Below are 21,587 nucleotides of genomic sequence, written 5' to 3'. Positions count from 1 at the left end.
ACGGTCGGTGGAGGAGCCGGCGAGCCAGCTCCTGCACGGGGCCGTTTCAGACCGGTCTACAGCGGCAAATGCCGGCTCAGCAACGCCCGTAACGCCGCCGGTTTCACCGGTTTGGCCAAGTAGTCCAACCCAGCCGCATGCACCTCGGCCACCATCTCCGGGCGGCCGTCGGCGCTGATCACCACGCCGGGAATCGGTTCTGCCAACTGCGCGCGCAGCCAACCCATCAGCTCAGTACCGGTTTCACCGTGGTCCAGGTGGTAGTCCACCAGTGCCAATTGCGGGCGCACGCCCTCGGCCAGCAACGCGGCGCATTGCGCCTGGTCGGTGGCGGTCCACACTTCACAGCCCCAGCGCGTCAACAGGCTGCGCATGCCGATCAGGATGCTCTCTTCGTTATCCACGCACAGCACCTGGGCACCGCTCAACGGCAGCCCGGTTTCCTGAGGCGTCTTGATCTGTGGGCTCGCCTGGTTACGCGCCAGCGGCACACGCACACTGAACACGCTGCCCTTGCCTGGCCACGAGCGCACGCTCAAGCGGTGTCCCAGCACGCGGCACAAACCGTCGGCGATCGCCAGGCCAAGGCCCAAGCCCTTCTCTGCACGGGTCTGGTGGCTGTCCAGGCGCTTGAACTCTTCGAAGATCACCTTCTGTTTATCCTGCGGGATGCCTGGGCCACGGTCCCACACTTCCAGGCACAGCTCGCCTTTGCGCCGGCGTACGCCCAGCAGCACCGGGCCGTCGGCATAACGGAAGGCGTTGGTAAGAAAATTCTGCAGAATCCGTCGTAGCAACTTGATGTCGCTGTCCACGCGCAGCCGACTGCCGCGCAGGCGGAAGCGCAAACCCTGGTCCTGGGCGAGTGCCTTGAATTCCGCGCCCAGGGTGTCGAACAGCTCGTTGAGCACAAAAGGGTGGCGCTGTGGGTTGATCTTGCCGTTTTCCAGGCGCGAAATATCCAGCAGATCGCTGATCAGGTCTTCGGCGGAACGCAGCGAGCTGTCCAGGTGCTGCACCAATTGCCGGGCTTCGCTGGACAGGCCGTCGTTCTGGTGGGAGAGGGCGGCAGAGAACAGGCGTGCGGCGTTCAGTGGTTGCATCAGGTCATGGCTGACGGCCGCCAGGAAGCGTGTCTTCGACTGGCTGGCGGACTCTGCCACGCCCTTGGCATCCGTGAGAGCCACGTTGAGCTGGGACAGCTCGTGGGTGCGCTCGGTCACTCGCTGCTCCAGGCCTTCGTTGGCCTCGGTGAGCGCCTGCTCGGCCTCGCGGAACGCGGTAATGTCAGTGAAGCTCATGACGAAGCCGCCGCCGGGCATCGGGTTGCCGATCAGCTCGATCACGCGTCCATTGGGAAACAAGCGTTCGGAGGTGTGCGCACGGCCCTGGCGCATCCAGTGCAGGCGACGCGCCACGTGAACTTCGGCCTCGCCCGGCCCGCACAGCCCGCGCTCGGCGTTGTAGCGGATGATGTCGGCAATTGGACGGCCCACGCTGATCAGTCCGTCCGGGTAATGGAACAGCTCCAGATAGCGCCGGTTCCAGGCCACCAGCTTGAGCGACTGGTCGACCACGCTGATGCCCTGGGTGATGTTCTCGATAGCCCCTTGCAGCAACGCGCGGTTGAACTGCAGCACTTCCGACGCTTCATCGGCGATGCGTACGACGTCCTCCAGCTGCATTTCCCGCCCTTCGATTGCGGCTTTCACCACCGCACGGGTCGACGATGCGCCCAATACGCCGGCGAGCAGTCGCTCGGTGTGGGCGATCCAATCATTGTCGGCATTCTGGTTGGGGTTGAAGCCTTTGCCCTGGCGATAGGCGAAGCGGATAAAACTCTGCTGGGCACGTTCATCCCCGACAAAGCGGGCGGCCAGGCTGAGCAAGTCGCTGATCTGTACCGACAGCATCGAGCGGGCGCTGGCGCGCTGGCTGATTTCCTGGCCAATGAAGCGCCCGGCTTGCCAGTGCTCGGAGACCCGTGTGCGCGAGAGCATCGACACCCACACGAACAGCGTGAAGTTACCCGCAAGGGAGAACACCGTGCCGAGCGTCAACGAAGTGACGGACAACCCCAGCGGGTGCGAATGCATCCACGTCAGCCCTGGGAAAAGGCCAAGGGACCAACCCAGGCTTTTCGCTGTCACCGGTAGGACCAAGGTGTAGAACCACAGGAAGGTGCCCGCCGCCAGCCCGGCAAATACGCCGCGTCGGTTGGCCTGCTTCCAATACAGCGCACCTAGCATCGCCGGCGCCAATTGGGTCACGGCGGCAAAGGCGATCTGGCCAATGGTCGCCAGGCTGGCGGACGATCCCAGCAGGCGGTAACTGACGTAGGCCAGCAGCAGGATGATCACGATGCTGACCCGGCGTACCGACAGCATCCAGTGGCGAAACACTTCGAATGGTCGCTCGGCGCTGGAGCGGCGCAGCAACCACGGCAGCAGCATGTCGTTGGAAACCATGGTCGACAGCGCGATGCTCGCCACGATCACCATGCCGGTGGCCGCCGACGCGCCGCCGATAAACGCCAGCACGGCCAGTGCCGGGTGGGCTTCGGCCATGGGCAGGCTGATCACGTAGGAGTCTGGCAGCACCGAGCTGGGTAGCATCATCTTGCCGCCCAAGGCGATGGGTACTACAAACAGTGCGGCAAGAATCAGGTACGCGGGGAACACCCATTTGGCCAGGCGCAGGTCCTGCGGGTCGATGTTCTCGACCACCGTGACATGGAACTGCCGAGGCAGGCAGATGATCGCCATCATGGCCACCCCGGTCTGCACCACCATCGACGGCCAGTTGACGGTCTCCTTCCAGTATTCCTCCAGCCGTGGCGCCAGCATGGCCTGGCTTAACAGGTCGCCGAAACCGTCGTACAGGCCGAAGGTCACAAACGCGCCGACTGCGAGAAACGCGAACAGCTTGACCAGGGATTCAAACGCGATCGCCAGCACCATGCCGCGGTGGTGCTCGGTGGCGTCGAGGTTGCGCGTACCGAAGACAATGGTGAACAGCGCCAGCACCAGCGACACGATCAGCGCGGTGTCCTGGGCGCGGGTGCCCGTGGTGTCGACGCCGGCGCCGATCAACAGGTTGACCCCCAGCACGATGCCTTTGAGCTGCAGCGCGATATAAGGCAGTACGCCCACCAGGCAGATCAGCGCGACCACGACTGCAAGGGACTGGGATTTGCCGTAGCGCGCCGCAATAAAGTCAGCGATGGAGGTAATGTTTTCCTGCTTGCTGATCAGAATCATCTTCTGCAGCACCCAGGGTGCCAGCACCAGCAACAGCACCGGCCCCAGGTAGATCGGTAAAAATGCCCACAACTGTTCTGCGGCCTGGCCTACGGCGCCGAAGAAGGTCCAGCTGGTGCAATAAACGGCCAGCGACAGGCTATACACCCAGGCACGCATGCGCGGCGGCAATGGCGCACGGCGACGGTCACCGTAGAAAGCGATGGCAAACATAATGGCCATATAGGCCAGGGCAACGGCGGCGATCAGCCCGCTGGACAGCGTCATGGTAACTCCGAGCATAGGAACACCCGGGCATTCCAGACCCGGTTGGACAGTCTCGCATGATGCCTGGGGTTAGTCAGTGTCGACCAAGGTCGTGTGGGATCGAATGTCGCAGGGGCGTTCAGCGCGGCGGCAGGGTTTTCTGACGCAGGATGTAGATCGTCACCAGCACGGCGCTGGTCAGCATGAAGCCACGTGCCCAAGGGAGCGGCACCAGGTAGCAGGACACGCCGATGCTCAGCCACATCAAGCCGATGGCGTAGACCTTGCCCTTGAGGGGGATGCCGTTGCCGTCCAGGTAATCGCGGATCCACGGGCCCAGGCGCGGGTGTTGCACCAGCCAGTGGTAAAAGCGCGGGGAGCTTCGAGCGAAGCAGGCGGCGGCGAGCAGCAGGAAGGGCGTAGTCGGCAGTACCGGTAGGAAAATGCCGATTACCCCCAACGCCACGCTCAACCAGCCGATGGCCAGCAGGACGTAGCGCAGGAGCAGCGAACGATTGCCCATGGGTGTCACGGGCAAGCGACTCAGTGGTGACGTGGCTTGAGGATCGCCGGTTTTTCGTCGGGTGCGTTGCACAGCAGGTACAGGGCGGTGAGCGCTTCCGGGATCTGTACGATCATGTCGTCCATCAGGTTGGCGTCGGCGGCGATGTCGGAAAACTCCGGCTGGTCGTCGAACAGGCCCGAACCGACCATGATCGGCAACAGCATTTCGCTGACTTCTTCCTCGGCGGTTTCAAACCAGGCGGCTTCGCGCAGGAACACGCCTTCCATGAAGCCGATGCACCAGCCGCGCAGGTCGGAGTCATCCGGTTCTTCGCCGAGGTCCAGCTCGCACGGCAGCTCGAATTCCTCGTCGGAAGCCAGTTGGCGACCGATGTGGGCCTTGAGGGCGAGCAGGGTGGATTCGATTTCTTCGCGTTGGGCGGCGTCGGTGTAGTGCGGCTCTTCGGCGAACAGTGCATCGATCCATTCACGGTCGGGCACGACCTCGGAGCAGATCGACAGGGCGGTCAGGTAGCCGTGGGCGGCCACGTAGTCCAGCGCCTCGTCATGCAGCTCATCGGCGTCGAGGAAGGCTTGCAGGCGGGTTAGTTGCTCAGCGAAGGACATTGAAGGACTACCTTGGGAATAAACGATGCTGAATTCTAGGCCTTCTTGAGCGCCCAGGCCAGCCACACTGCATATTTGCCAGGTTTTAGATAGCGCTCGCTGTTCGTCAGTGGCGCCCTTTGCCGGGTATCGCTCGGGTATACTGCCGCGTTTTGTGATGCCCTTGCAGGCCAGGCGCCAGTCCGCGAAAACTTCGCTTACGGATTATTTCCCGTGAAAGCGCATTTCTTCGGCCAGCCTGTACAGAGGGTTTTCGGCACTATTTTGGAGTTTTACATGCTCGAGCAGGCACAACGCGTCCTCAAGGACATCTTCGGCTACGACAGTTTTCGTGGCCGCCAGGGTGCGATCATTGAGCGCGTGGCCAGTGGCGGTGACGCACTGGTACTGATGCCTACCGGCGGCGGCAAGTCATTGTGCTTCCAGGTGCCGGCGCTGTTGCGCAACGGCCTGGCCGTGGTGGTGTCGCCTTTGATCGCGTTGATGGACGACCAGGTCGCGACCCTCGAAGAACTCGGTGTTGCCGCGGCGTCCTTGAACTCCACCCTCAGTGCCGAGCAGCAACGCGACCTGGCTGCGCGGATCAAGCGCGGTGAAGTGAAGATGCTCTACCTGGCCCCCGAGCGCCTGGTGCAGCCGCGCATGCTGGCCTTTTTGCAGAGCTTGGAAATCGCCCTGTTCGCCATCGATGAAGCCCACTGCGTATCGCAATGGGGCCATGATTTCCGCCGCGAATATTTGCAGCTTGGCCAGTTGGCGGAGCTGTTTCCGGATGTGCCGCGCATCGCTCTGACGGCCACTGCCGACAAGCGCACCCGCGAAGAAATCGTCGAGCGCCTGCATCTGCAGAACGCCGAGCGCTTCCTGTCGAGTTTCGACCGGCCGAACATTTTCTACCGCATCGTGCCCAAGGAGCAGCCGCGCAAGCAGTTGCTGGCGTTCCTCTCCGAGCGGCGCAGCGATGCGGGGATTGTCTATTGCCTGTCGCGCAAGAAGGTCGACGAAGTGGCGGCGTTCCTGTGCGAGCAGGGCTACCCGGCGCTGCCTTATCACGCCGGCCTGCCCAACGAAACGCGTTCGGCTCACCAGAAGCGCTTCCTCAACGAGGAAGGCCTGATCATGGTGGCCACCATTGCGTTCGGCATGGGCATCGACAAGTCCAACGTGCGCTTCGTCGCGCACATGGACCTGCCCAAGTCCCTCGAGGCGTACTACCAGGAAACCGGGCGTGCCGGCCGTGATGGTCTGCCTGCGGATGCCTGGATGGTCTACGGCCTGCAGGATGTGGTGATGCTCAAGCAGATGCTGCAGAACTCCGAGGGCGATGAGCGTCATAAGCGTCTGGAGCAGCACAAGCTCGACGCGATGCTTTCGCTGTGCGAGGAGACTCGTTGCCGTCGCCAGACCTTGCTGGCGTATTTCGACGAAGACATGCCTGAGCCTTGTGGCCATTGCGACAACTGCGTCGACGGCGTGCAGACCTGGGACGCCACTGAGCCGGCGCGCCAGGGGTTGTCTGCCATCTATCGCACGGGCCAGCGTTATGGCGTGGGCCATCTGGTGGACGTGTTGCTGGGCAAGGACAACGAGAAAGTCCGCAGCTTCGGCCACGAGAAACTCTCGGTCTACGGCGTCGGCAAGGCCCGCGCAGAAGGCGAGTGGCGCTCGCTGTTCCGGCAGATGGTTGCGCGTGGGTTGGTAGATATCGATATCGAAGGCTTTGGCGGCCTGCGCCTGAACGACAGCTGCCGGCCGTTGCTCAAGGGTGAGGTCAGCCTGGAGTTGCGCCGCGACCTCAAGCCGCAGACCACCGCCAAGAGCAGCACCAGCCAGGCCAGCCAACTGGTGCGTGGCGAGGAGCGTGAACAGTGGGAAGCGTTGCGCACCCTGCGGCGCAAACTGGCGCAGGAACACAGCGTGCCGCCGTACGTTATTTTCCCTGACTCCACGCTGCTGGAGATGCTGCGCGAGCAACCCACCAGCATGGCCGAGATGGCGCGGGTCAGCGGCGTGGGCGCGCGCAAGCTGGAGCGTTACGGCCAGGCCTTCCTCGAAGTCCTCGGCGGCCAGGCCGAAGCGCCGAAGGAAGTCGCCGATATTCGCCACGAGCTGATCAGCCTGGCACGCGCCGGCATGACCCCGATCCAGATCGCCGGTCAGTTGCAGTGTTCGGAGAAGAACGTCTACACCTTGCTCGCTGAATCGATCGGCAAGCAGCAGCTGTCGCTGGAGCAGGCCCTTGATCTGCCAGAGGATCTGCTCGGGGAAATCCAGGACGCGTTCCTCGACGGAGAGGGCGAATTGCCACCGGTGGCGGAGATTGCGCCGCTGTTTACCGGGCGCGTACCTGAGGGTGTGTTGTATTGCGTGCGGGCGGCTTTGCAGTCTGAATTCGAGATTTAGTGCGCCGATCAGGACAATGTAACGAATCAGTACATAGCAACTCTTGCCTACTGGCAAAGCTCATGCTTAGCTGACTAATAATTAGCCACACTTTATTTTCAGTCTAAAACATGAGTTTTTTATGCCGTTAACCGATCAACACCGATTTGGCATGCAGCTGGCACAAATGTCCCGTGGTTGGCGTGCCGAGCTGGACCGTCGCCTGGCCGGGCTTGGGCTCTCCCAGGCGCGCTGGCTGGTGCTGCTGCACCTTGCTCGTTTCGAAGACGCACCCACCCAGCGTGAATTGGCGCAAAGTGTTGGCGTCGAGGGGCCGACACTGGCCCGCCTGCTGGACAGCCTTGAGGCCCAGGGCCTGGTGCAACGCCAGGCCGTGGTGGAAGACCGTCGTGCCAAGCGCATCCTGCTGTGTGACACCGCCCGACCGCTGATCGAACAGATCGAAACCATCGCCACCGCGCTGCGCCACGAGTTGTTTGTGGGTGTGGACGAAGCCGATTTGCGTGTGTGCATGCGGGTGCATGGGCACATCCTGGCGAATCTGGAAAAGTCCTGACCTCACCTACGCAGCAGGTCAAAAATGTGGGCGCTGGCTTGCCTGCGATAGCATCACCTCGGAGTCTCTGAACAACCGAGGTACCTGCATCGCAGACAAGCCAGCGCCCACATTTGGTTTAGCGCACAACCTTTTTAGAACGTCTGGCCCAGGTTCAGGTACACCGCCTTCTGGTTGTCATCGTTGAACCCATAGCTGAAGTTCAGCGGCCCCAAGGGTGTATCGAAGCCCAGGAAAATGCTGGCTGCGTTGATGTAGCCACTGTCGAATTCATTGTCGTTGTTCCACGCTCGGCCCCGTTCCAGCGAGGCTCCCAGGTACAGCGGGAAATCCAGCGGCAGGTACGAACGTGGCGTGAGCCGGCGGTAGTACACGGCCCGCATCAGGCTGATGTTCTGCCCTGAAATCGCATCCTGGCGGAAGCCCGACAATTGCCGCGCACCGCCCAGCAGGAAGCTGGAGATCACCACATCGGAATCATCCAGGGTGCGCCCGTAGCGTCCACCCAGCACCAGGGTGTCCGGGCCGTGGCTCATGGCCTTGTCCAATTTGAATTCCCATTGGCGATAGCGCTGGTCCGAACCCAGCCCCGGTTCGAATTCGCGGTAGGCCAGGCCGATGTCTTCGCCGGTGTGCGGGAAGTACACGTTGTCCAGGGAGTCGAAGGAGTACTTCAGCTCATAGAAGCCTTCGCTGAAACTCACACTGGGCAGATCGCGGTCGCCGATGCGCACGTCCGCCTTGCCCCAGGCTTCGCCGACGCCGAAGCGTATTTCGCCGCTGTTGCCGATCTGCCTGCCTACGTTCAAGCCGAAGCCGTAGCGTTCCAGGCGGTATTCGGAGATGGGATCGTTGTCCAGGATCAGCTCGACGTTCTGTGCCTGGGCACTGATGTAAGGCGCGACAAAGTAACGCGAGCCGGTGTCCATCGGCTGGTAGAACTCGCTGTACAGCTCTTGCCGGTCACCGATCTGTACCCGCGTCAGCCATTCGGCGCCCAGGCGGTTGATGCCGTTCATGCGGTAGCTGGCGCCGAGGTTGAAGGCACTGTCGCCACGCATGTCATCGGAGAGGTTCAGGCCCAGGCGCAGGTAGTCGGTGCCGCTGCGCTTGCCGCGCGCGCTGATCACCAGGGTATTGTCCTGGCCTTTCTTGACCACGCGGTACTGCACCTGCTCGAAGTAATCCAGGCCGTACAAGGTGCCCATGTCCGACTGCAGGCGGCCGAGGTTCAGCGGTTCGCCCAGGGGTTGGCGGATGTAGTAGCGGATGACGTCGTCGCTGACTTTCGAGTCGTTCTCCACGTTGATGGCGGTGATCACCGGCGTACGTTCGCCGGGGGTACGGGCGGCCACCAATTGCGGGTCGATCGGTTCGGCGGGGCGCAGGTGTGCCAGGCGCGCATCAAGGGCGCGCGTGGCGCGGTAGCCGGCGTCGATCATGTCTTTGGCGCGGCCGAAGTCGGTCACCCCAAAGGCGGCGAGGGGCGGCTGGATCAGTACGTCCTTGGGGTGCAGGTCCTTGAGTTGTTCTTCGGAGTTGCGCCGGGTCATCAGCGTGATGGACTGGTTGAGCACGTCCACCACCGTGGCCAGTTGTTTGCGCGAGCGCAGCGGGGTGCCGATGTCGACGACGATGGCGATGTCCACGCCCATTTCCCGCGCCACATCCAGCGGGATGTTATCGGTCATGCCGCCGTCCACCAGCAGCCGGCCGTCCAGCTCCACCGGGGCGAACACCGCCGGGATCGACATGCTGGCGCGGATCACCTGGGGAAGGTGGCCCTTGCGGAACACCACCTTCTCGCCGGTGGTGATATCGGTGGCCACCGCCCGGAAGGGAATGGGCAGCTTGTCGAAATTACGCGTATTGCTGCTGTGGGCGAACATGCTTTCCAGCAGCAGCGCCAGGTTCTGGCCCTGGATCACCCCCAATGGCAGGCCCAGGCTGCCGTCGTCACGGAAACTGAGTTTTTGTTTCACCAGGAAATCCCGATCATCTTGCTTGCGCCGGAACGGCACGTCTTCCCGGGGTGGTGCGTCGGACAGCGCCTGTTGCCAGTCGATGCTCAGCGCCAGCTTTTCCAGCTCGTCGATCTTGTAGCCCGAGGCGTAGAGCCCTCCGATCACCGCGCCCATGCTGGTGCCGGCAATCGCATCGACCTGGATGCCTTGCTCTTCCAGCGCCTTGAGCACGCCAATATGGGCCAGGCCACGGGCGGCGCCGCCGGACAGCACCAGGCCGATTTTCGGGCGCGGCGATTCAACGGCATCGGCAAGAACAGGGAGCAGGCACAGAAGCAGGCAGGACAGCAGGCGGCGCATCATGAATCTCGAGGCTGGGCGATAAAGGCCGGTATTATAGCCACTCGATCCGCTGAGTCCGTTACGCCAGGAGCCTCCAAGTCATGTCTTCGATCAAACCCGAGATCGTTATCACCTATTGCACACAGTGTCAGTGGCTACTGCGCGCGGCGTGGTTGGCGCAGGAATTGTTGAGTACGTTTGCCGATGACCTGGGCAAGGTGTCGCTGGCACCGGCTACCGGTGGCGCATTCCGCATCACCTGCGATGGCGTGCAGATTTGGGAACGCAAGGCCGAGGGTGGCTTTCCCGAAGCCAAGGTGCTCAAGCAGCGCGTGCGCGACCAGATCGACCCGCAGCGTGACCTGGGGCACAACGACCGTACGCAGTGACAGTCACCGTCGTAAGCCGGCGGTGACCGTGCTGGGGGGGATTATTTGGTGGCCATCTTTTGCTTGATGAAGCCAATCAGCCAAGTCAGCACCAGCCCGCCGACGCCACCGCCGACAATATTGCTGCCGACTGCCGCCACATCCAGCGCTTCGCCACCGGAGGTGCCCGTGAGCGCCGCGACGACCTGGCCCAGCACCAACCCGCCGACACCTCCTATCACTGTATTAAGCCCCGTCCCAAGACTCTGCTTGGTCATTCCGGCGAGGTTGCCGCCGACGGCGCCGCTGATGATCTGCACCAACAAACTGATGAACATTTCCATGGTAAAGCTCCCGCATCGCGTTGAGGTTTTGACCACTCGCGTGCAGCAACTTCGGAGAACACCCAGGCTGTCGTCGAGCTGTCGATTATCCGGTGAACGACGACAAACTGTTGCGGATGTTCAAAGTGTAGATCAAGCCGCTGCCACGGGCTGTTTGGCCTGGCTGGCGCCGCCCATCAAGCCGGACAGCACAATGGCGATGATGATCAGCACGCCGCCCAGAAGCATGCGCAATGTTGGGGTTTCGGCAAACAGCAGCCAGGCCGCAGTGATGCCGTAGACCGGCTCCATGGCGAACACCACCGAGGCGGTGCGCGCCTTGATCACTGCGAGGCTGGCGACAAACAGGCTATGGGCCAGGCCCGTGCAGAACACCCCGAGCAAGCCGATCCACAGCCAGTCGAGCGCCCGCACCTCGGAGAGCCCCGGTGCCGCCACGGGCGACAGGCACAGCGCAACCACCACGTTCTGGCACAGCGCCGCCTGCACCGCCGGGATGCGTCCGGAGCTGGCGCGGTTGTTCAGTGACAACAGGGAAAACAGCAGCCCCGAGGCGATCCCCCAGAGCAACCCGCCGGTGGCTTCACTGGCGAGGTTGAAGTCGGGGGTCACCAGCACCAGGCCGACGCTGACCAGCACCACCAGCACCACTTCGTTGGCGCGGATGCGCTCGCGGAAGATCAACCCTTCGAGGATCACGGTAAAGGCTGGGAACGCGGTAAAGCCCAGGGTTGCAACGGCCACGCCGGCGACTTTTACCGCCATAAAGAAGGTCACCCAATGCGCCGCTAGCAATACGCCGCTGACCAGCAGCCGGCGCCAGTCGCGCAGTTCCAGCGTTTTCCAGGCGGTGTTGCTGGCAAACCGGGCAAAGATCGCCAGGGCCAGCACGGCAAACACGGCGCGACCAAACACGATGATGGCCGGCGAGGCCGCCGCCAGTTTGCCGAATACGCCGGTAAGGCCAAACATCAGTGCGCCGATATGCAGGGCGCCGAGGGCTGAGCGGGGAGTCATTGCGGTCCTTGAATCAAGCGGGTGGCAGAAGCGCAGTCTAGTGGGTCACTTGTGCAGGCGTCTGTCGTCCGGCTCGCGATTTTTATCGCAAGACTCTTCCTACGCGTTGCGTCGCAATGCGCCCGGGGAGGCGCCAAATTCACGCAGCATCGCGGCGGCAAATGCACTTTGCGAGGTATAGCCGACGCGGTCAGCGATCTCACCAATGGGCAGCGGCGTCTTGCGCAGCAGGTCCAGGGCCATTTGCAGGCGGCGACTGCGGATATAGTCCATGGGCGTTTGCCCGCGTTCCGCCATGAACCGTGCATGCAGGCGTGCCACCGACAGGTCGGCGATGCGTGCCAGGTCTGCCACTTGCAACGGGTGTGCAACGTGGCGCTCGATGTGCGCATTGAACGCCGCATACGGCAGGCGCCGTCCCGGCAGTGGTTGGGCTTGCGGATGATTGAGGCTGGCCAGCAATAGCACCGCGCCTTGCTGCACGATCAGCGGGTCATCCACCGGGCTCTGCGCCAGCCATTGCACCAATTGGTTTTGCCGCGGGTCCAGGGCCAGCCGCGCGGGTTGGTCGAGCAGGCGGCGACTGGCATCGGCATGCTCGCCCAAGGATTGCAGCACCCAATGTTCGGTGGGCACATCCAGCACCAGGCAGCGGCTGCCATCGCGACTGCCGCACGCATGATGCGCGCGGAAGGGCAGCACCATCACGCTGCTTTCGCGCACTTGGCTGCCACGCCCATCGACTTCCAGGTCCAAATGCCCGGACAGGCCGAACACCAACTGCGCATGGTCATGGCTGTGGGCGAGGGGCGCTTCGACGTAGTGGCGTAGCGTGAGAGTGGGGCTCATCGCGGTCTCCTGGGTGGCTGGCGTCAGTCTACAACGCTTCGCGGTCGGCGAGCGCTGTCATCAGACTGACGCACATCTGTCATGGGCTATTAATCGCGCTGGCGCAAGCTCGCGAAAACACCGTCGAGGGACGCCCATGACCAGTGCCGAATTCACCAAGCCCAGCCGCAAGCAACGGGTGCGTACCCTGTGGATTTCCGATGTGCACCTGGGCACCCGGGATTGCCAGGCCGAACATCTGTCGCAGTTCCTCAAGGGCTACCACGCCGATAAGGTCTACCTGGTGGGTGACATCATCGATGGTTGGAAGCTGCGTGGCGGCATGTATTGGCCCCAGGCCCACACCAACGTGATCCGTCGCCTGCTGACCATGGCCAAGCGCGGCACCGAGGTGATCTACGTCACCGGCAACCACGACGAATTCCTGCGTCGCTATTCCAAGCTGATCCTGGGCAATATCCAATTGGTGGACGAAGCCGTGCACGTGACTGCCGATGGCCGGCACCTGCTGGTGATCCACGGTGATCAGTTCGATGTGATCACCCGCTATCACCGCTGGCTCGCTTTCCTCGGTGACTCGGCCTACGAATTTACCCTCACGTTGAACCGCTGGCTGAACCACTGGCGAGCGCGCTATGGCTATGGCTATTGGTCGCTGTCGGCGTACCTCAAGCACAAGGTCAAGACGGCGGTGAACTTCATCAGTGATTTTGAAGAGGCCATCGCCCACGAAGTGACCAAGCGCGAGTTGCATGGTGTGGTCTGCGGGCATATCCACCATGCGGAGATCCGCAAGGTGGGCGAGGTGGATTACCTCAATTGTGGGGATTGGGTGGAGTCGTGCACCGCATTGATCGAGCACTGGGATGGGAGCATCGAGTTGTATCGGTTGGCGGATGCGCAGGCCAAGGAAGCGCTGCTCAAGGCTGAGATGGTCGCCGGTTAAAAGGGTGTGCTCGATCCAAATGTGGCGGCGGGCTTGCTCGCGAATCCAGAGTGTCAGTCACCTGATGCATTGACTGATACACCGCATTCGCGAGCAAGCCCGCTGCCACCGTGTTGATTCGGTTCCGTCAGTTGGAGACGTCCGCGATGGCTTCGGCGAGCAGCGCCAGGCGCGTCGCATCAATCCCCGCGACGTTAGCCCGTCCCGAACTCACCATGTACACGCTGTGTTTTTCCCGCAGCTGTTTCACCTGCTCGGCACTCAAGCCGGTATAGGAAAACATCCCGCGCTGCGCGCCGATGTGCGCAAACCGCTCCGACAGGCCGTGGGGCGCCAATGCCTCTACCAGCCCGGAACGCAGGTGTGCGATGCGCGAACGCATGGCTTCGACCTCGTCGCTCCAGCGCTTTTTCAGCTCGGCGTCACCCAGGATGGTCGCCACCACCGCGGCACCATGATCCGGGGGTGTCGACCACAGGTTGCGCGCAGTATTTGCCAGCTGGCTGCGCACGTCCGTCAGCTTCTCGGCATCCTCCGCGCACACGATCAATGCGCCGACGCGGTCGCTGTACAGGCCGAAGTTCTTCGAGCAGGAGCTGGTGACCAGCACTTCCGGCAGCTCGGCCGCAAACAGCCGCACCGCCCAGGCGTCCTGCTCCAGGCCATCGCCAAAGCCCTGGTAGGCGAAGTCGATCAGCGGCAATAGCTGGCGTTCGCGCACGATCTGCAGCACTTGGCGCCAGTCATCCTGCGACAGGTCGAAACCGGTCGGGTTATGGCAGCAGGCGTGCAACAGCACGACATCGCCCTTGGGCACAGTGGACAGGGTGGCGAGCATCGCCGCCACGGCCAGGCGATTGTCGGCGCCCACATACGGGTAATGGCTGACCGGGATCCCGGCCTTGGCGAAGATGGTTTCGTGGATCGGCCAGGTTGGGTTGCTCAACCAGACGCCACGGCCCGGCAGGTTGTGCGCGATGAAATCAGCGCTGAGGCGCAGGGCGCCGGTGCCGCCTGGGGTCTGGGTGGCGCCGGCACGGTGCTCACGGATCAGTGCGGAGTCCGCGCCGAGTACCAGCTCACTGATCAACTTGCCGAATGCGGCGTTGCCGTGGCCACCGATGTAGGTCTTGGTGGCCTGGGTGTCCACCAGGCGTTGTTCAGCCAGTTTCACTGAGTGTGGGATCGGCGTCAGCCCCTGATCATCCTTATAGACACCAACGCCCAGGTCGAACTTGTTCGGGTGGGTGTCCTGGGCATACAGGTCCATCAACCCCAGGATAGGGTCGCCGGGCACGCGGCCAATGGCATCGAAATGCATTACTTGCGGCCCTCGGCGTCCTTGGCCACTTCGTCGGTGCGTGCGGCCATGATGAAGTCGTTGCGGTGCAGGCCCTTGATGGAGTGGCTCCACCAGGTCACGGTGACTTTGCCCCACTCGGTGAGCAGGCCTGGGTGATGGCCTTCGGCTTCGGAAATCTCGCCCATGGCGTTGGTGAACGCCAGCGCGAATTTGAAGTTCTTGAACAGGAAAACCTTTTCCAGCTGCATCACGCCGTCGCGGACTTCGATGTTCCAGTCAGGGATCTGCTTGAGCAGTACCGGCAATTCTTCATCGCTGACTTGCGGGGCATCGGCACGGCAGGCTTCGCAATGGGCTTGGTTCAAGGTGGTCATGGGGGTGTCCTGAATTCGAATGTGTGAAGGTCAGTAGCGTCACCCTAAAGCAACGCGGGGCCAGGGAACAGACTCACCTGGCCTCAATATGCAAGGTTCAAGCAGCCTTGGGCTTTGGCGGAAATTTCGGGGCATGCAGACCCAACTGCATGCCGCGCTCGACCATGCCCATGATGTCTTCCTGCGCCACTTCGAACAGACGCTTGAGGTTGGGCAGCACGAAGTACACAGGTTGCAGGATGTCGATGCGATAGGGCGTGCGCATCGCCTCCAGCGGGTCGAACAGCTGATGCTCAGGCTCGGACGACAGGCTGTACACCGTCTCCTTGGGTGACGACAGAATGCCGCCACCGTAGATGCGCCGGCCTTCGGGCGTGTCCACCAGGCCGAATTCGATGGTCATCCAGTACAGGCGCGCCAGGTACACCCGTTGCTCTTTGGTCGCCGCCAGGCCGAGCTTGCCGTAGGTGTGGGTGAATTCGGCGAACCAGGGGTTGGTCAGCAGCGGGCAGTGGCCGAAGATCTCGTGGAAGATATCCGGCTCTTGCAGGTAGTCCAGTTCTTCGCGGGTACGGATAAACGTCGCCACCGGAAACTGTTTGTTGGCGAGCAATTCGAAGAAGGTCTGGAAGGGGATCAGCGCCGGCACGCGTGCGACTTGCCAGCCAGTCGTCTCGGCAAGCACTTCGTTGATTTCGCCCAGTTGCGGAATACGGTCCATGGGCAGGCCGAGCTTGTCGATGCCGTCCAGGTATTCCTGGCAGGCGCGACCCTCGATCACTTTCAATTGGCGAGTGATCAGGGTGTTCCACACCGCGTGTTCTTCCGGCGGGTAGTGGATAAAACCTTGCGCGTCGGGCTCGCGGGCCACGTACTGCGTCTGCTTCATACGGCTCTCCTGCTAGGCATTCGTTCTTGTTATGTCCTGCGATGAGCCTATTGATAACCCGTGCGCGGCCCGATTCCATCTGTTTAAAGCGCTTTCCTGTAGGAAAAGTTACCGTTTTTCGTAAAGTATTCGTTACGCTTGCGCACGCGGTCGCCGCAATGGGCTGGGAAAACCGTCTGGGCTGTCACATAATCTTGACGACTATCTGCGAGCAGCGACAAAAAGACGCGGCGCCCACCCATTTTTAGAGCCTTCTCATGCGTATCAAAGTGCACTGCCAGAACCGCATCGGCATCCTGCGGGACATTCTCAACCTGCTGGTGGAGTACGGCGTCAACGTCGCCAAGGGCGAAGTGGGCGGTGAGCATGGCAACGCCATTTACCTGTATTGCCCCAACCTGGTGAACATGCAGTTCCAGGCGCTGCGGCCGCAGTTCGAGGCGATTGCCGGGGTGTTCGGGGTAAAAAGGGTAGGGCTGATGCCCAGCGAGCGGCGGCATATGGAGCTCAATGCGCTGCTCGGCGCCTTGGAGTTTCCGGTGCTGTCGATTGACATGGGCGGCTCCATCGTCGCCGCTAATCGTGCAGCGGCGCAGTTGCTCGGGGTGCGGGTGGATGAGGTGCCGGGTATCCCGTTGTCGCGCTATGCCGAGGACTTCGATTTGCCGGAACTGGTGCGCGCGAGTAAATCGCGAATCAATGGCCTGCGGGTCAAGGTCAAGGGTGACGTGTTCCTGGCGGACATCGCGCCGCTGCAATCGTCCGAACATGATGACAGTGAGGCCATGGCCGGTGCGGTACTGACCCTGCACCGTGCGGACCGTGTCGGTGAGCGCATCTACAATGTGCGCAAGCAGGAGCTGCGCGGCTTTGACAGCATTTTCCAGAGCTCCAAAGTCATGGCTGCCGTGGTGCGCGAAGCTCGCCGCATGGCGCCGTTGGATGCGCCTCTATTAATAGAAGGCGAAACGGGCACCGGCAAGGAACTGCTGGCCCGCGCTTGTCACTTGGCCAGCCCGCGTGGGCAGTCGCCGTTGATGGCCCTTAACTGCGCCGGCTTGCCCGAGTCGATGGCCGAGACTGAACTGTTCGGCTACGGGCCCGGCGCCTTCGAAGGTGCGCGGGCCGAAGGCAAGCTGGGGCTGCTTGAGCTGACGGCCGGCGGTACGTTGTTCCTCGATGGTGTGGGGGAGATGAGTGCGCGCTTGCAGGCGAAACTGCTGCGCTTTTTGCAGGACGGCTGCTTCCGTCGCGTGGGCAGTGATGAAGAGGTGTACCTGGATGTGCGAGTGATTTGCGCCACGCAGGTGGACTTGTCCGAGCTGTGCGCCCGCGGCGAATTCCGCCAAGACCTCTACCACCGCCTCAACGTGCTGTCCCTGCATATTCCGCCGCTGCGCGAATGCCTTGACGGCCTGGCGCCGTTGGTTGAGCACTTTCTCGACCAGGCCAGCCGCCAGATAGGCTGCCCGCTGCCCAAGCTGGCCCCCGCCGCGATGGATCGCCTGAGTCATTACCACTGGCCAGGCAACGTGCGGCAGTTGGAAAACGTGCTGTTCCAGGCGGTGTCGTTGTGCGATGGCGGGACGGTCAAGGCTGAGCATATCCGCCTGCCGGACTACGGCGTGCGCCAGCCCCTTGGCGATTTTTCCCTGGAAGGCGGCCTGGACGAAATCGTCGGGCGGTTCGAGAAGGCGGTCCTGGAAAGCTTGTACGCCGAGCATTCCAGTAGCCGGCAATTGGGCAAGCGACTGGGGGTATCCCACACCACCATCGCCAATAAACTACGTGATTACGAAATCCTCAAGGCTGGGCGCGGTTAAGACCCGTGGGCGCTGGCTTGCCTGGGATTGCGGTCCTTCAGTCACTGATGAGCAAAAGGACACTCCGCTGTCGCAGGCAAGCCAGCGCCCACATGTGATCTTTGTCGCCAATAAGACCGCTCCTTGCCGCAGGCGGCAGTAGTCCGCCGTTTTTTCGACTCGCGCTCAACCCTGAAATCCTCACGCCTCGCCGCAAACCCCCGTCCCGCCTGCACTTTCTGCGCTTTTCAAAAGTTGGTTCGCAAATTGCTTAAGCCTCATCAGTACAGCGGTGGGCGGCAAGCGTCCGTCAGAAAGAGGAAAGAGCGTGGACAAGTACCTTTATGTGGCAATGACCGGCGCCAGCCAGAATGCGCTGGCGCAGAAGGCCCATGCCAACAACCTGGCGAACATCTCCACCAATGGTTTCCAGCGTGACCTGGAACAGGCACGTTCGATGCCGGTGTTCGGTGACAGCTTTCCGGCGCGGGCGTTTGCCATGACCGAGCGCCCAGCCACCGACTTCACCCCGGGGGCCATGATCGAGACCGGTCGTGACCTGGACGTGGCCGTCAACGGTAATGGCTGGATGGCCGTGCAGACCCCGGACGGCAGCGAAGCCTACGTGCGCAGCGCCAGCATGAACGTCGACGCATTGGGTGTGCTGCGGGCCGGCAACGGCATGCCGATCATGGGCAACGGTGGCCCGATCGCCGTGCCGCCCCAGCAGAAAATTGAAGTAGGTGCTGACGGCACCATCAGCATCCGCGCCATGGGCGAAGGCCCGCGGGTCATGGCTGAAGTGGACCGCATCAAGCTGGTCCAGCCAGACCTCAAGAACATGAATAAAGGCTTGGACGGCACCATCCATACCAAGGATGGCCAGCCGGCCCAGGCCGACGCGAACGTCACGCTGACGTCTGGCTTCCTGCAGGCGAGCAACGTCAATGCCGTGGAAGAAATGACCGCGGTGCTGGCGCTTTCCAAACAGTTCGAGCTGCACATCAAGATGATGAACAGCGCCAAGGAAGACGATCAGGCCATGACACGCGTCATGCAGATGAGCTGATAGCCACATCACTGACTCACTACTAATTTTGCAGCGCAGCGCCAACAAACAGGCGCACGAAGGAGAACAGCATGCTTCCGGCTCTATGGGTTGCCAAAACAGGTCTGTCCGCCCAGGACACGAACCTGACCACCATTTCCAACAACTTGGCCAACGTGTCGACCACGGGCTTCAAACGCGACCGTGCCGAGTTCCAGGACTTGCTCTATCAGATCAAGAAGCAGCCAGGTGCCCAGTCGACCCAGGACAGCGAACTGCCGTCGGGCCTGCAATTGGGTACCGGTGTGCAGATCGTCGGCACCCAGAAGAACTTCAGCGCCGGTAACCTGCAGCAGACCGGCCAGCCGCTGGACATGGCCATCAACGGCCGTGGTTTCTTCCAGATCCTGCAACCGGACGGCACCACGTCCTACACCCGTGACGGTACTTTCCACCTGGATTCCAACGGCCAGATCGTGACCGCCAACGGTTTCGCCCTGGAGCCGGCTGTTGTCGTTCCAGCAGATGCCAAGACCTTCACCGTCGGCAACGACGGCACCGTGTCCATCACCGTTGCCGGCAACCCGGCGTCGCAGGTGATCGGCAACCTGCAAACCGCCGACTTCATCAACCCGGCCGGCCTGCAGGCCATGGGTAACAACCTGTTCCTGGAAACCGCCTCCAGCGGCGCGCCACAAATCGGCACCCCTGGCTTGAACGGTTTCGGCACCACGCTGCAAAGCACCCTGGAAACGTCCAACGTGAGCACCGTTGAGGAGATGGTCAACATGATCACCACCCAGCGCGCCTACGAGATGAACTCCAAGGTGATTTCCACCGCCGACCAGATGCTTTCGTTCGTAACGCAGAATCTGTAATCAAGTCTATGGGGCGCTCTTGAGGGCGCCTGCAGCACCGTGAGGTAAGGGTCATGAATCGCTATGTTTCTGTTCTGGCATTGAGTGGGATTGCCGTGCTCGCGGGCTGTGTCGCCCCGACGCCAAAACCCAATGACCCGTACTACGCGCCGGTGTTGCCACGCACGCCGTTGCCGGCGGCCGCCAACAATGGCTCGATCTACCAGGCCGGTTTCGAGCAGAACCTGTACAGCGACCGCAAGGCGTTCCGGGTCGGTGACATCATCACCATCACCCTGAACGAGAAGACCCAGGCCAGCAAGAACGCCAACTCGCAGATCGGCAAGACCAGCAAGGCCGGCATTGGCCTGACCTCGTTGTTTGGCGCCGTACCGAACACCAATAACCCATTGGGCAGTGGCGACCTGAGCCTGGACGCCGGCTACAGCGGCGACCGTGCCACCAATGGCAAGAGCGCGGCGGGGCAGGGCAACAGCCTGACGGGTTCGATTACCGTGACCGTGGCCGATGTACTGCCCAACGGCATCATCGCCGTACGCGGTGAAAAGTGGATGACGCTCAACACTGGTGACGAGCTGGTGCGTATTGCCGGCATGGTCCGCGCCGATGACATCTCCACCGACAACACCGTGCCGTCGACGCGGATTGCCGATGCGCGCATTACCTATTCGGGTACAGGTTCGTTTGCTGATGCGAGTCAGCCGGGCTGGTTCGACCGTTTCTTCCTTAGCCCGCTGTTCCCTTTCTAGGTGGCCACTTTGAACTTCAAACAGCTGATGGCGGCCGCACTCCTGCTTTCCTTGAGCGCTGTCGCCCAGGCCGAACGCCTGAAGGACATCGCCAGCATCTCCGGCGTGCGTTCCAACCAGTTGATCGGCTACGGCCTGGTGGTAGGGCTCAACGGCACGGGTGACCAGACCACCCAGACCCCGTTCACCCTGCAGACCTTCAACAACATGCTGTCGCAGTTCGGCATCAAGGTGCCGGCCGGTTCGGGCAACGTGCAGCTCAAAAACGTCGCGGCCGTGTCCATCAGTGCCGACTTGCCGGCGTTTTCCAAGCCGGGGCAGGTGGTGGATATCACCGTGTCGTCCATCGGTAATTCGAAAAGCCTGCGCGGCGGCACCTTGCTGATGACGCCTCTGAAGGGTATCGACGGCAACGTCTATGCCATCGCCCAGGGCAACCTGGTCGTGGGCGGGTTCGATGCCGAGGGGCGCGACGGTTCGAAGATCACCGTCAACGTGCCGTCGGCCGGTCGTATCCCTGGCGGCGCCACGGTTGAACGCACCGTGCCGAGTGGTTTCAACCAGGGCAACAGCCTTACCCTGAACCTCAACCGCTCCGACTTCACCACTGCCAAGCGTGTGGTCGACAAGATCAACGACATGCTCGGCCCTGGCGTGGCCCAGGCCATCGACGGCGGCTCGATCCGTGTGACGGCGCCGCTGGACCCCAGCCAGCGTGTCGACTATTTGTCGATCCTGGAAAACCTTGAGGTCGACCCGGGCCAGGCCGTCGCCAAAGTCATCATCAACTCGCGTACCGGTACCATCGTGATCGGCCAGAACGTCAAGGTGTCGCCAGCGGCCGTGACCCACGGCAGCCTGACCGTGACCATCACCGAAGACCCGATCGTCAGCCAGCCTGGGCCGTTGTCCAACGGCCAGACGGCGGTAGTGCCGCGTTCGCGTGTCAATGCCCAGCAAGAAGCCAAGCCGATGTTCAAGTTCGGCCCTGGCACCACCCTGGATGAGATTGTCCGTGCGGTGAACCAGGTGGGCGCAGCGCCCGGCGACTTGATGGCGATCCTCGAAGCGCTGAAACAGGCCGGCGCCTTGCAAGCCGACCTGATCGTGATCTGAGG

General features: G+C 62.2%; 19 protein-coding genes. 9 read left to right on the top strand and 10 right to left on the bottom strand.

From position 1 onward, the window contains the following. Positions 1–56: 56 nt before the first annotated feature. The 3 genes from ATH90_RS20560 to ATH90_RS20550 all read right to left on the bottom strand — a co-directional run bounded on the left by ATH90_RS20560 (position 57) and on the right by ATH90_RS20550 (position 4,637). Positions 57–3,527, bottom strand: coding sequence for a hybrid sensor histidine kinase/response regulator (locus tag ATH90_RS20560; protein ID WP_098467171.1), 3,471 nt, complete (start codon positions 3,525–3,527; stop codon positions 57–59). A gap of 118 nt (positions 3,528–3,645) precedes the next feature. Continuing rightward, the gene (locus ATH90_RS20555) at positions 3,646–4,029 is read right to left on the bottom strand and encodes a YbaN family protein (RefSeq protein ID WP_034107999.1); all 384 of its coding nucleotides are present in this window, start codon (positions 4,027–4,029) and stop codon (positions 3,646–3,648) included. Between the two features lie 20 nt (positions 4,030–4,049). Further along, complete coding sequence (locus ATH90_RS20550) at positions 4,050–4,637, bottom strand: UPF0149 family protein (protein WP_016972455.1); 588 nt, start codon at positions 4,635–4,637, stop codon at positions 4,050–4,052. Positions 4,638–4,913: 276 nt separating this feature from the next. Here ATH90_RS20550 and recQ point away from each other — a divergent pair, with 276 nt between their 5' ends. Further along, a complete protein-coding gene (gene recQ, locus ATH90_RS20545; protein WP_034107997.1) occupies positions 4,914–7,040 on the top strand; it encodes a DNA helicase RecQ in 2,127 nt (708 codons plus the stop codon). 121 nt (positions 7,041–7,161) lie between these two features. Beyond that, positions 7,162–7,596 carry a MarR family transcriptional regulator gene (locus ATH90_RS20540; protein WP_069077945.1) on the top strand — a complete coding sequence of 145 codons (435 nt, stop codon included), beginning with the start codon at positions 7,162–7,164 and terminating at the stop codon, positions 7,594–7,596. Positions 7,597–7,730: 134 nt separating this feature from the next. Here ATH90_RS20540 and ATH90_RS20535 read toward each other — a convergent pair whose 3' ends face one another. After that, on the bottom strand, positions 7,731–9,920 hold the full coding sequence (locus ATH90_RS20535; protein WP_034107992.1) for a patatin-like phospholipase family protein: 2,190 nt from the start codon (positions 9,918–9,920) through the stop codon (positions 7,731–7,733). A gap of 83 nt (positions 9,921–10,003) precedes the next feature. On the opposite strand from ATH90_RS20535, the gene ATH90_RS20530 reads away from it, so the two are divergent. Beyond that, positions 10,004–10,291 (top strand): Rdx family protein, encoded by a 288-nt coding sequence (locus ATH90_RS20530; protein WP_034107991.1) that lies wholly within the window; start codon positions 10,004–10,006, stop codon positions 10,289–10,291. Positions 10,292–10,332: 41 nt separating this feature from the next. Here the strand turns inward: ATH90_RS20530 and ATH90_RS20525 are convergent, their stop codons facing one another. The 3 genes from ATH90_RS20525 to ATH90_RS20515 form a co-directional block, all read right to left on the bottom strand. Further along, positions 10,333–10,614, bottom strand: coding sequence for a hypothetical protein (locus tag ATH90_RS20525; protein ID WP_069077944.1), 282 nt, complete (start codon positions 10,612–10,614; stop codon positions 10,333–10,335). Between the two features lie 132 nt (positions 10,615–10,746). After that, entirely contained in the window at positions 10,747–11,631 is an 885-nt protein-coding gene (locus ATH90_RS20520; RefSeq protein WP_098467170.1) for a DMT family transporter, read from the bottom strand. A gap of 99 nt (positions 11,632–11,730) precedes the next feature. After that, positions 11,731–12,480, bottom strand: coding sequence for an AraC family transcriptional regulator (locus ATH90_RS20515; protein WP_069077943.1), 750 nt, complete (start codon positions 12,478–12,480; stop codon positions 11,731–11,733). Positions 12,481–12,616: 136 nt separating this feature from the next. Here ATH90_RS20515 and ATH90_RS20510 point away from each other — a divergent pair, with 136 nt between their 5' ends. Next, positions 12,617–13,426, top strand: coding sequence for a UDP-2,3-diacylglucosamine diphosphatase (locus tag ATH90_RS20510; RefSeq protein ID WP_069077942.1), 810 nt, complete (start codon positions 12,617–12,619; stop codon positions 13,424–13,426). Positions 13,427–13,553: 127 nt separating this feature from the next. On the opposite strand, the gene ATH90_RS20505 is transcribed toward ATH90_RS20510, so the two are convergent. The 3 genes from ATH90_RS20505 to phhA form a co-directional block, all read right to left on the bottom strand. Further along, positions 13,554–14,747, bottom strand: coding sequence for an amino acid aminotransferase (locus ATH90_RS20505; protein WP_098467169.1), 1,194 nt, complete (start codon positions 14,745–14,747; stop codon positions 13,554–13,556). Then, complete coding sequence (locus tag ATH90_RS20500; RefSeq protein WP_010208721.1) at positions 14,747–15,103, bottom strand: 4a-hydroxytetrahydrobiopterin dehydratase; 357 nt, start codon at positions 15,101–15,103, stop codon at positions 14,747–14,749. The genes ATH90_RS20505 and ATH90_RS20500 overlap by 1 nt, the downstream gene beginning before the upstream one ends. 97 nt (positions 15,104–15,200) lie before the next feature. After that, on the bottom strand, positions 15,201–15,992 hold the full coding sequence (gene phhA, locus ATH90_RS20495) for a phenylalanine 4-monooxygenase (RefSeq protein ID WP_034107983.1): 792 nt from the start codon (positions 15,990–15,992) through the stop codon (positions 15,201–15,203). Positions 15,993–16,249: 257 nt separating this feature from the next. On the opposite strand from phhA, the gene ATH90_RS20490 reads away from it, so the two are divergent. The 5 genes from ATH90_RS20490 to ATH90_RS20470 all read left to right on the top strand — a co-directional run bounded on the left by ATH90_RS20490 (position 16,250) and on the right by ATH90_RS20470 (position 21,585). Continuing rightward, positions 16,250–17,815 (top strand): sigma-54-dependent transcriptional regulator, encoded by a 1,566-nt coding sequence (locus tag ATH90_RS20490; protein WP_069077940.1) that lies wholly within the window; start codon positions 16,250–16,252, stop codon positions 17,813–17,815. Positions 17,816–18,122: 307 nt separating this feature from the next. Further along, complete coding sequence (locus ATH90_RS20485; RefSeq protein ID WP_034107980.1) at positions 18,123–18,863, top strand: flagellar basal body rod protein FlgF; 741 nt, start codon at positions 18,123–18,125, stop codon at positions 18,861–18,863. 71 nt (positions 18,864–18,934) lie between these two features. Beyond that, on the top strand, positions 18,935–19,720 hold the full coding sequence (flgG, locus tag ATH90_RS20480; RefSeq protein WP_005790105.1) for a flagellar basal-body rod protein FlgG: 786 nt from the start codon (positions 18,935–18,937) through the stop codon (positions 19,718–19,720). A 53-nt stretch (positions 19,721–19,773) separates the two neighbouring features. Then, positions 19,774–20,469, top strand: a complete 696-nt coding sequence (gene flgH, locus ATH90_RS20475; protein ID WP_034107976.1) for a flagellar basal body L-ring protein FlgH — start codon at positions 19,774–19,776, stop codon at positions 20,467–20,469. A 27-nt stretch (positions 20,470–20,496) separates the two neighbouring features. Continuing rightward, a complete protein-coding gene (locus ATH90_RS20470) occupies positions 20,497–21,585 on the top strand; it encodes a flagellar basal body P-ring protein FlgI (RefSeq protein ID WP_033901075.1) in 1,089 nt (362 codons plus the stop codon). The last annotated feature ends 2 nt before the right edge of the window (positions 21,586–21,587 follow it).

The organism is Pseudomonas lurida (assembly GCF_002563895.1).
GTDB lineage: Bacteria > Pseudomonadota > Gammaproteobacteria > Pseudomonadales > Pseudomonadaceae > Aquipseudomonas > Aquipseudomonas lurida.
The sequence above is the reverse complement of the archived record's forward strand: the minus strand, read 5'-3'. Positions and strand labels throughout refer to the sequence as shown.

What these genes read in the sequence shown, in the direction of transcription:
- ATH90_RS20560 (WP_098467171.1), bottom strand. Translation starts at nt 3,527, where the DNA reads ATGACGCTGTCCAGCGGGCTGATCGCCGCCGTTGCCCTGGCCTATATG.
- ATH90_RS20555 (WP_034107999.1), bottom strand. Translation starts at nt 4,029, where the DNA reads ATGGGCAATCGTTCGCTGCTCCTGCGCTACGTCCTGCTGGCCATCGGC.
- ATH90_RS20550 (WP_016972455.1), bottom strand. Translation starts at nt 4,637, where the DNA reads ATGTCCTTCGCTGAGCAACTAACCCGCCTGCAAGCCTTCCTCGACGCC.
- recQ (WP_034107997.1), top strand. Translation starts at nt 4,914, where the DNA reads ATGCTCGAGCAGGCACAACGCGTCCTCAAGGACATCTTCGGCTACGAC.
- ATH90_RS20540 (WP_069077945.1), top strand. Translation starts at nt 7,162, where the DNA reads ATGCCGTTAACCGATCAACACCGATTTGGCATGCAGCTGGCACAAATG.
- ATH90_RS20535 (WP_034107992.1), bottom strand. Translation starts at nt 9,920, where the DNA reads ATGCGCCGCCTGCTGTCCTGCCTGCTTCTGTGCCTGCTCCCTGTTCTT.
- ATH90_RS20530 (WP_034107991.1), top strand. Translation starts at nt 10,004, where the DNA reads ATGTCTTCGATCAAACCCGAGATCGTTATCACCTATTGCACACAGTGT.
- ATH90_RS20525 (WP_069077944.1), bottom strand. Translation starts at nt 10,614, where the DNA reads ATGGAAATGTTCATCAGTTTGTTGGTGCAGATCATCAGCGGCGCCGTC.
- ATH90_RS20520 (WP_098467170.1), bottom strand. Translation starts at nt 11,631, where the DNA reads ATGACTCCCCGCTCAGCCCTCGGCGCCCTGCATATCGGCGCACTGATG.
- ATH90_RS20515 (WP_069077943.1), bottom strand. Translation starts at nt 12,480, where the DNA reads ATGAGCCCCACTCTCACGCTACGCCACTACGTCGAAGCGCCCCTCGCC.
- ATH90_RS20510 (WP_069077942.1), top strand. Translation starts at nt 12,617, where the DNA reads ATGACCAGTGCCGAATTCACCAAGCCCAGCCGCAAGCAACGGGTGCGT.
- ATH90_RS20505 (WP_098467169.1), bottom strand. Translation starts at nt 14,747, where the DNA reads ATGCATTTCGATGCCATTGGCCGCGTGCCCGGCGACCCTATCCTGGGG.
- ATH90_RS20500 (WP_010208721.1), bottom strand. Translation starts at nt 15,103, where the DNA reads ATGACCACCTTGAACCAAGCCCATTGCGAAGCCTGCCGTGCCGATGCC.
- phhA (WP_034107983.1), bottom strand. Translation starts at nt 15,992, where the DNA reads ATGAAGCAGACGCAGTACGTGGCCCGCGAGCCCGACGCGCAAGGTTTT.
- ATH90_RS20490 (WP_069077940.1), top strand. Translation starts at nt 16,250, where the DNA reads ATGCGTATCAAAGTGCACTGCCAGAACCGCATCGGCATCCTGCGGGAC.
- flgG (WP_005790105.1), top strand. Translation starts at nt 18,935, where the DNA reads ATGCTTCCGGCTCTATGGGTTGCCAAAACAGGTCTGTCCGCCCAGGAC.
- flgH (WP_034107976.1), top strand. Translation starts at nt 19,774, where the DNA reads ATGAATCGCTATGTTTCTGTTCTGGCATTGAGTGGGATTGCCGTGCTC.
- ATH90_RS20470 (WP_033901075.1), top strand. Translation starts at nt 20,497, where the DNA reads ATGGCGGCCGCACTCCTGCTTTCCTTGAGCGCTGTCGCCCAGGCCGAA.